This is a genomic window from Oscillibacter sp. (assembly GCF_031978065.1).
Lineage (GTDB): Bacteria > Bacillota > Clostridia > Oscillospirales > Oscillospiraceae > Oscillibacter.
This window is the reverse complement of the sequence record NZ_DALZCH010000123.1, coordinates 1-8,639: the sequence shown is the minus strand read 5'-3', so window position 1 is coordinate 8,639 and position 8,639 is coordinate 1. Positions and strand designations below refer to the sequence as shown.

The 8,639-nt window shown below is 58.5% G+C and carries 10 protein-coding genes; all 10 read right to left on the bottom strand.

The features are described from left to right. Positions 1-1,093: ATP-dependent Clp protease ATP-binding subunit ClpX (gene clpX, locus RTK01_RS14470; protein WP_312281645.1), on the bottom strand; the 1,093-nt coding region annotated here is incomplete at its 3' end. 37 nt (positions 1,094-1,130) lie between these two features. Then, positions 1,131-1,712, bottom strand: a complete 582-nt coding sequence (locus RTK01_RS14465; RefSeq protein WP_312281644.1) for an ATP-dependent Clp protease proteolytic subunit — start codon at positions 1,710-1,712, stop codon at positions 1,131-1,133. A 145-nt stretch (positions 1,713-1,857) separates the two neighbouring features. Continuing rightward, on the bottom strand, positions 1,858-3,306 hold the full coding sequence (tig, locus tag RTK01_RS14460) for a trigger factor (protein ID WP_312281643.1): 1,449 nt from the start codon (positions 3,304-3,306) through the stop codon (positions 1,858-1,860). An 85-nt stretch (positions 3,307-3,391) separates the two neighbouring features. After that, positions 3,392-4,081 carry a metallophosphoesterase gene (locus RTK01_RS14455; protein WP_312281642.1) on the bottom strand — a complete coding sequence of 230 codons (690 nt, stop codon included), beginning with the start codon at positions 4,079-4,081 and terminating at the stop codon, positions 3,392-3,394. Positions 4,082-4,151: 70 nt separating this feature from the next. Further along, the gene (gene thrC, locus RTK01_RS14450; RefSeq protein WP_312281641.1) at positions 4,152-5,639 is read right to left on the bottom strand and encodes a threonine synthase; all 1,488 of its coding nucleotides are present in this window, start codon (positions 5,637-5,639) and stop codon (positions 4,152-4,154) included. A 57-nt stretch (positions 5,640-5,696) separates the two neighbouring features. After that, entirely contained in the window at positions 5,697-6,050 is a 354-nt protein-coding gene (locus tag RTK01_RS14445; RefSeq protein ID WP_312281640.1) for a YraN family protein, read from the bottom strand. Further along, positions 6,047-6,682 (bottom strand): ribonuclease HII, encoded by a 636-nt coding sequence (locus RTK01_RS14440; RefSeq protein WP_312281639.1) that lies wholly within the window; start codon positions 6,680-6,682, stop codon positions 6,047-6,049. Before RTK01_RS14440 ends, RTK01_RS14445 begins: the two co-directional genes overlap by 4 nt. Then, complete coding sequence (gene ylqF / locus RTK01_RS14435; protein ID WP_312281638.1) at positions 6,675-7,556, bottom strand: ribosome biogenesis GTPase YlqF; 882 nt, start codon at positions 7,554-7,556, stop codon at positions 6,675-6,677. The genes RTK01_RS14440 and ylqF overlap by 8 nt, the downstream gene beginning before the upstream one ends. A gap of 19 nt (positions 7,557-7,575) precedes the next feature. Next, positions 7,576-8,178 (bottom strand): signal peptidase I, encoded by a 603-nt coding sequence (gene lepB, locus RTK01_RS14430; protein WP_312281637.1) that lies wholly within the window; start codon positions 8,176-8,178, stop codon positions 7,576-7,578. 335 nt (positions 8,179-8,513) lie between these two features. Continuing rightward, positions 8,514-8,639: HIT domain-containing protein (locus tag RTK01_RS14425; RefSeq protein WP_312281646.1), on the bottom strand; the 126-nt coding region annotated here is incomplete at its 5' end.

The following is an 8,639-nucleotide window of genomic DNA, read 5'->3' as shown; positions in this document are numbered from 1 at the left end:
CTCCAATATTCCGCTCGATGGCCTTGTCGGCCACGGCTTCCAGCGCCTCCTGATCAAAAGTCAGCTCCACATCGTCGTACCCAAGCAGCTTTTTATACTGCTTGACCAAAGCGTTTTTCGGCTCCATGAGAATCCGCACCAAATCCTCGCGGCTCAGTGCGTTCAGCGTGGTGATCACAGGAAGGCGGCCCACCAACTCGGGAATCAGGCCGTATTTCAAAATATCATGAGGCTGAACCCCGGCCAGAATCCGGCTCAGGTTCCGCTCCTTCTTCCCCTCAATCTTCGCGCCGAAGCCGATGCTCTTCTGATCCAGCCGCTGCTCGATGATTTTATCCAGTCCATCGAAGGCGCCGCCGCAGATGAACAGGATGTTCTTGGTGTTCACCTGAATAAACTCCTGATGAGGGTGCTTACGTCCGCCTTGAGGGGGGACGTTGGCTACCGTGCCCTCGACGATTTTCAGCAAAGCCTGCTGCACGCCCTCGCCGGACACATCCCGCGTGATAGATACATTTTCGCTCTTGCGGGCGATTTTGTCAATCTCATCCACGTAGATAATGCCCCGCTCGGCCCGCTCCACGTCAAAGTCGGCGGCCTGTAAAAGCCGCAGGAGAATGTTCTCCACATCGTCGCCCACATAGCCCGCCTCGGTGAGGGTGGTTGCGTCTGCGATGGCGAAGGGGACTTTCAAGATACGGGCCAGCGTCTGGGCAAACAGCGTCTTGCCTGAGCCGGTGGGCCCCAGCATGAGGATGTTGCTCTTTTGCAGCTCCACTTCCTCGTCGCCGCCGAAATAAATCCTTTTATAGTGGTTGTACACCGCCACAGACAGAGCGACCTTCGCTTCGTCCTGCCCGATCACATACTGATCCAGCACGCCCTTGATTTCCTGAGGCGTGGGCAGCTTGTCAGGAATTTCCTCCAGACCGGAGGCGCCGGTGTCCTCGAACCCATCGTTCAAAATGCTCATGCATAGCTGGACGCACTCGTCGCAGATACGCACGCCCGGTCCCTGAATCATCCGGTGAACCTGCTGCTCGTGCTTGCCGCAGAAGGAGCAGCGAAGAGTTCTTTTGTCGTCATTCGGCATGGTATTACCTCAGTTCTGCCTTTTCGGAAAGGCGCAATCAGTGGTTGGTGATAATTTTATCGATCAGGCCAAATTCCTTGGCCTCGTCGGCGGACATGAAATTGTCCCGCTCGCAGGCGGCAGTAACTTCTTCCAGGGACTTCCCGGTGTTGTCCGCAAGAATGATGTTCATTCGCTTTTTGATAATTTCCAGCCGCTTGAGATGGATGGCCATGTCTGTAATCTGGCCCTGGGTCCCGGCGGAGGGCTGGTGAATCATAATTTCGGCGTTGGGCAGGGCGATACGCTTACCCTTGGCGCCAGAGGACAGCAAAAACGCACCCATGGACGCGCACATGCCCACGCACACGGTGGACACGTCGCACTTGACGTACTGCATGGTATCGTAAATGGCCATTCCGTCGGTGACGGAGCCACCGGGGCTGTTGAGATAAAGCTGGATGTCCTTGTCGGGGTCCTGTGCCTCCAAATACAGAAGCTGGGCCACAACCAGACTGGCTGTGGTGGCGTTGACCTCCTCGCCCAAAAAGACGATGCGGTCGTTCAGCAGTCTGGAAAAGATATCGTAGGACCGCTCGCCACGGTTGGTTTGTTCCACTACGTAAGGTACTAAACTCATTGGTATAACCTCCACTTTGATACTGGTCTGCGGAGTCCCCGGCCCCTTGCCGGGGTTGGTCCGTCTAGAAACATTCTCCCATGATACCACAGGTACCATGAGAGAATGTGTCGAATCTGTAAAAAGTAAACGGTTTTCCGGATGATTACTCCGCTTTCTTGGCGGTCTTCTTGGCAGCGGGCTTCTTGGCAGGCTTCTCCTCCGCCTCCTCGGCCTTGGCTTCCTTCTTGGCAGGCTTTTCCTCGCCCTCGGCAGCCTTAACAGTCTTCTTGGCGGCAGTCTTCTTGGCGGGCTTCTCCTCCGCCTCCTCGGCCTTGGCCTCCACGGCAACGGCGCTGTCCCGCACCAGCTCAATCGCCTTGCGGCTGCTGAGCTGATCTTTGATCTGCTCGGCGGGCAGGTACTTCTTGATGTTCTCCAGCTCAATGCCGTACTGTCCGGCCATGGTATTGTACTCGGCGTCCACATCCTCGTCGGAAATTTCGATCTTTTCCTCCTTGATGATGGCGGCCAGAGCCAGATCCATCCGGACCTGCCGCAGAGCGGGTTCCTTGGCATCTTCAAGCAGCTTGGCTTCGGTGATGCCTGTCATCTGCATATACTGCTCATAGGGAATACCCTGCTGCTGAATTTGGTTTTTGAAGTTATCCACAAAGCGGCGAGCCTGAGATTCCACCAGCGCATCGGGTACATCGGCGGTGATGTTCTCTGCCGCCTTCTGCATCAGCGCATCCTCAAACGCCTGACGGGCCACCTGCTCACGCTCGTCGGTAATCTTCTTCTCGATGTCCGCCTTCAGGTCCTTCAGCGTATCGAACTCGCTCACGTCCTTGGCGAACTCGTCGTCCATGGCGGGAACGTCCTTCTCCTTCACCTCGTGAAGCTTCACCTTGAACACCACGGCCTTGCCGGCAAGCTCGGGGGCATAATCCTCGGGGAAGGTCACGTCCAGATCCTTCTCCTCGCCGGCCTTCAAGCCGACAACCTGCTCCTCAAAACCGGGGATAAAGCTGCCGGAGCCAAGCTCCAGGCTGTGGCCCTCGCCCTTGCCCCCATCAAAGGGCTTGCCGTCCAGAAAGCCCTCGAAATCAATGACGGCCACGTCGCCGTTTTTCGCTTCCCGGTCCGCGGAGACCAGCCGGGTGTTGCGGTCGGCCATTTCCTTCAGACGCTCGTCCACATCGGCGGCGCTGACCTTCACATCGGACTTGGGGGCCTCAAGGCCCTTATACTGGCCCAGCTTCACCTCGGGATAGACGGGAACCACGGCCTTGAAGGTAAAGCCCTCCTTGGTGAGCTCGCCCTCCAAATCCACCTGAGGATAACCCACAACTTCCAGCTTCTGCTCCGCCACGGCGGCCTCGTAGGCGTCGGGCATGGCGATATTGACCGCTTCCTCGAAAAACACCTCTGCGCCGTACATCCCCTCGATAATCTTGCGGGGAGCCTTGCCGGGACGGAAGCCCGGCACATTGATCTGTTTGCGCATCTTCTGATATGCCTTTACGAGTGCGGCCTCAAATTCCTCCGCGCTGACCTCCACAGTCAGGGCGACGGTACTTTTTTCTTGTTTTTCGCAGTTTTTCACGTTCATATTGTTTACTCCTCCGTTCATGACCGGTGCAAGCCGGTACAATTCCCTATAATATCAGACAAATGCGGAAAAATCCACACTTTTTTCATGATTCGATAATTTTTTTTGGAACGAACTCCAAATAGTCCGCAGAGATGAGGGAAAAGGCAGTTCCGGCCTGTTCGCCCTCAAAACGGCGGCGGATCACCGGTCCGTGAAGATGCCCGTAATAGCAGGCCTTCACCCGATATTTTTCCAGCAGCGCCAGAATCTCGGGGCACTGATAGCCCTTGTACAGCGGCGGATAGTGGAGAAAGCACAGAATCGGCCTGTCCCCCGCCGCCCGAAGAGAGGTTTCCAGCCGCATGACCTCCCGGTTCAAAACCTTTGCGTCCGGGGGCTTTTGGTGTTCCTCCTGAAACCAGCCCCGGGTGCCGCACAGGGCGTATTCCCCGTAAAAATAACAGTTGTTGTGGAGGAACGAAAAGCTGGTCAGCCCCTTCTCCGCGAAAAAGCCGCTCATCTTGTTCACCGTGGTCCACCAGTAGTCGTGGTTTCCCTTCACCAGCAGCTTTTTTGCGGGAAACTGCTCCAAAAAGCGGAAGTCCGCCTCCGCCTCCTCCATGCTCATGCCCCAGGAGGTGTCGCCGTCCAGAATCAGCGTGTCCTCTTCCGTCAGTAAGGAAAGGGACGCGGCAATCCGGTTTACGTAGTCCTTCCATGCCTCCCCGAAGACCTCCATGGACTTGTTCGCCGTCAGGGATAAATGCAAGTCGCCAATCGCATACAGGGCCATTCACGCCCTCCTTTTCTTGATTTTCCGCGGGCTGCAAAGCCCCGTGAGTGCCGCGCCGGATGCCCCGGAATTATTTGAGAAAATCCCGCACCGTCTGGGGCATCTCCTCTTTTTTCCGGCACAGGTCAAACCGGCTCTCCTTCTCCCGCAGGGCCGCCAGCCGCCACGGGGCGGGCCGTCCGGTGACGTATTGCAGCCGGTCGATCAGTTCTGTTCCCGTGCCTTCGGCCTTCTCGCCGATGGCGGCAAGCACACTGTCGCAGAATTTAAAGGGGGACGCGGTGGATACAAACACGGCGGGAGTGTTATCGCCGGTTTTGGCGCGGTACTGCTCCAGCACGTCCGCCGCCACGGCGGTGTGGGTGTCCAGCAGATAGTCCCGCTCCCGATAATAGCGCCCGATGGCGGCGGCGGTTTCCGTTTCGCCGCAGGACCCGGCCCAGAACAGTTCGCGGATCTGCCCGAAAATTTCGTCGCTCACCCGATAGCTGCCGCTCATGGCCAACTGGTCCATATAGTCCTTCACCTGTTCGCCGTTCTGCCCTGAAAGGTCGAACAGCAGCCGCTCCAGATTGGAGGAAATCAGGATGTCCATGGAGGGGCTGATGGTGTTGTAAAAATTCCGGTTGCGGTCATAGGTCCCGGTAGTCAAAAACTCCGTCAGCACGTCGTTTTTGTTGGACGCGCAGATGAGCTTCCCAACGGGCAGGCCCATCTTTTTGGCGTAATACCCCGCAAGAATATCGCCAAAGTTTCCGGTGGGGACGCAGAAGTTGACCTTCGTTCCCATTTTCAGCTTCCCGTCCCGTACCAAATCGCAGTAGGCGGAGATATAATAGACCACCTGCGGCAGAATCCGGCCCCAGTTGATGGAGTTGGCGGAGGAGAGGAAATAGCCCCGTCCGTCCAGCTCCTCCCGGAGGGCTGCGTCAGAAAAAATACGCTTTACACCGCTCTGTGCGTCGTCAAAATTCCCCACTACGGAGCAAACGCCCACGTTTTCGCCCCTCTGGGTGAGCATCTGGGCTTCCTGCACGGCGGAAACGCCGTCCTTGGGGTAAAACACCAGAATTTTTGTCTGTTCTACGTCGGCAAAGCCCTCCATGGCGGCCTTGCCGGTGTCGCCGGAGGTGGCCGCGAGGATGCAGGCCGTCCGACGCTCTCCCGTTTTCTTCAAAGCGGCGGATAGCAGCCGGGGCAGCATCTGAAGCGCCAAATCCTTAAACGCAGAGGTCGGCCCGTGCCACAGCTCCAAGCAGTGGGTGGCTTCGTCCAGCATCCGCACCGGGGCCACAGCGGCAGTGTCAAACCGGGCAGGACCATAAGCCGTTTCGGCGAAATCCAGCAGTTCCTCCGCGCTGTAATCCGTCAGGTACAAGCCCATCACCGCCGCCGCCCGCTGGGGATAGCTCAGAGGCAGCAGAGCTTCCAGCTCTTCCTGTGAAAGCGTCGGAAATTCCGTGGGGGTCAAAAGGCCGCCGTCCCTGCTCAGACCCTGCTGCACAGCCTGCGCCGCGCTAAGGGCCACCGCGGTGTCCCGCGTGCTGTAATACTTCATGTCTCTTCCTCCTGCTTGTCGCGCCACCGCGTGTCTTTCGTTTGGCTCCCGGCAGCCTTATTCAAACGCGTTTTCCAGATACTCCACCCGGAACGCGCCGTTCTCGTCGTAAACCTCCGCCACGTCAAACCGGGCGGGCTCGTCCAAATCCTTCACGCTCATGTACAGCGCGGCGGCAGACCGCAGCCGCGCCTGCTTCCGCCCAGTCACATATTCCCTTGGAAGGCCCACCTGCAAATTGCTCCGCAGCTTTACCTCCACAAAGCATAACAAGCCCTCCGGGTCCCGGGCAATCAAATCAATCTCCCCGAACCGACAGCGCCACTGGCTGGCAAGCAGCCCATAGCCCAGCCGCCGCAGATATCCCGCAACTTCGGCCTCGCCCCGATTTCCGGCGCTTTTCGTGGTCATGGCCGTCCCCTCTCCCATTTCTTCAGAAAGCTCCGCCGATGGGCGGGACAGGGGCCGTAAGCGTCCAGCATTCCATAGTGCAGCTTGGTGCCGTAGCCCTTGTGCTTTGCAAATTGGTAAAGAGGGTATTCCTTGTCCAGCACTTCCGTCACAAACCGGTCCCGGCTGACCTTCGCCAGAATGGACGCCGCCGCGATGGACGCGCTTTTTCCGTCCCCGCCCACCACGGTTTCGTGGGGCGCAGTGATGGCGCACAGGCTTCCCCTGTCCCGGTTCCCATCAATCAGGGCAAAATCAGGACGCTTTTTCAGCCCGTCGATGGCAAGCTGCATGGCCTTCATCCGGGCGTTGAGAATGTCGATGGCATCAATTTCTTCGGCTTCCACCCATGCCACGCAATAGTCCTCCGCTTCGGCCCGGATAATCTCAAACAGCTTCTCCCGCTTTTTCTCCGTCAGCGTTTTTGAGTCGTTCAGCCCATCAATGATCAGTCCCCGGGGTAAAATCACCGCCGCCGCGTACACCGGCCCAGCCAGCGGGCCGGCCCCCGCCTCATCCGCGCCGCACACCGTTTCATACCCGTCGGCAAAGCACTGCTCCTCAATGCTCCACGGATGTTCCATCTCAGCCATTTTCTTGCTCCCCCGGCGTTTCAAGGGTAAAGCGTCCAAGCTTCCCGCCCCGGAACTCGTCCAAAAGGATTTTGGCCATCCGCTCCGTGTCGATTTCGCCGCCCCGAATTACAAAGCCCCGCTTCTGCCCGGCCTGCTCCAGCAATTCGAAGCCGGACTCGCCCGGCTGGGGCTGAATTTTATACCGCTCGGAAAGCTGTTCCGGATACCGGGCCGCAAGATAGCTCATGAGATTGCAGGCCAGCGTTTCAATGTCGATCACCTCGTCCCGGACCGCGCCGGTGAAGGCCAGATTCAGCCCCACGCTTTGATCCTCAAACTTGGGCCAGAGAATGCCCGGCGTGTCCAGCAGTTCCAGCCCCTGATCGATGGGAACCCACTGCTTTGCCCGGGTAACGCCGGGCCGATCCTCGGTTTTGGCGGTTTTCCGCTTTGCCACCCGGTTGATGAAGGTGGACTTTCCCACGTTGGGAATCCCCAGAATCATCACCCGCATCGTGCGGCCCACCTGCCCCTTTTCCGCATAGGCCCGCAGCTTGTCCGCAAGCAGCGCCCGCACGGCGGCGGGAAACCGCTCCACTCCGTCTCCACCCTTTGCGCTGCATTCCAGCACCGCATAGCCCTTCTCCCGGAAATAAGCCGCCCACAGCCGCGTCTTGGCCGGGTCCGCCTGATCGGCCCGGTTTAAGACCACCAGACGGGGCTTTCCCGCCGTCAGCTCGTCCACGTCCGGATTCCGGCTGGAAACAGGAATGCGGGCGTCCAGCAGCTCGCACACCGCGTCCACGTTTTTTAGCTGGTCGACGATCATCCGCCGGGTTTTGGTCATGTGGCCGGGATACCACTGAATATTTAAATTCTGTCCGTTTTCCACGCGTTTCCTCCTTGTGCCTTCACCGGATCAGGCCGATGCGGGAAAAATCCCGCTGCCCTGTCTCTGAATCCTTCCCGGGATACAGAATCAACGCCGCCCTGCCGATGATATACCTCTCGTCCACCGTGCCCAGCCGCGCATCCCGGCTGTCGTTGGAATGGTTGCGGTTGTCCCCCATCACAAAAACGGAGCCTTCCGGCACCGTCAGGGGAAACTCCGTTCCGTCGCAGCGAAAGGTCAGTTCCCGAATATACGGCTCGTTTAAAACCTTTCCGTCTACGCTGACGCTACCCTCTTCAAAATCAATGTCCACCGTCTGCCCGCCCACGGCGATAATTCGCTTGACGATGGGCTCCTGCAAAAAGCTCTGCTTTCGCAAAACCACAATGTCTCCGGCCTTGTACGTTCCCGCCAGCAGGCCCACGGTAACCGCCAATCGGTCCCCGTCCTGAAGCGTGGGCAGCATAGACTGTCCGTCCACGCCGATCAGCCGCACGGCGAAAGCAAACACCAGCACCACCGCCAGCACGGAGGACACCAGCGCCCTCACCCATTCGTACAGGCCCTGCCCCCGAACCGCCTCCGGAGCGACCGCCGTCAATTCTGTCATGTCGTTTGTCATTTCATACCTCGTCCGGAAGATTCCGGAACCGCGCCGGACAGGAGGCCCCGCCGTCGCTTTTCTCCGGCGCGGCAGGCATTTGGCCGCCGCTCTCCGCAAAGGCAGCTTCCACACTACCCTAACTTGCATAGTATATCAAATTTTACCGCAAAGAACAAGTGTGCAGGGTGGGATTTTTCCCAGAAAGGCGCAGGCTTAGCCCCGCCCGGGGACCAATGGACGGAGAGTGGCCCCGTCGGCGACCAAAGCCGAAGCGACAAGCTCCAAGGGGCCGAGGAAGTCAATTCCCCGGCCCCTTTCTTTGCATTGCCCGCAGGCAATAAGCTTTTTTGATTTTAGCCCGGAGGCCAGGTCATATCCCGCCCGCCCAGCACATGGAAGTGCAGGTGCGGCACGCTCTGCCCCGCCTGTTCCCCAATGTTTGAAACCACGCGATAGCTTCCGATGCCCTTTTCGGCGGT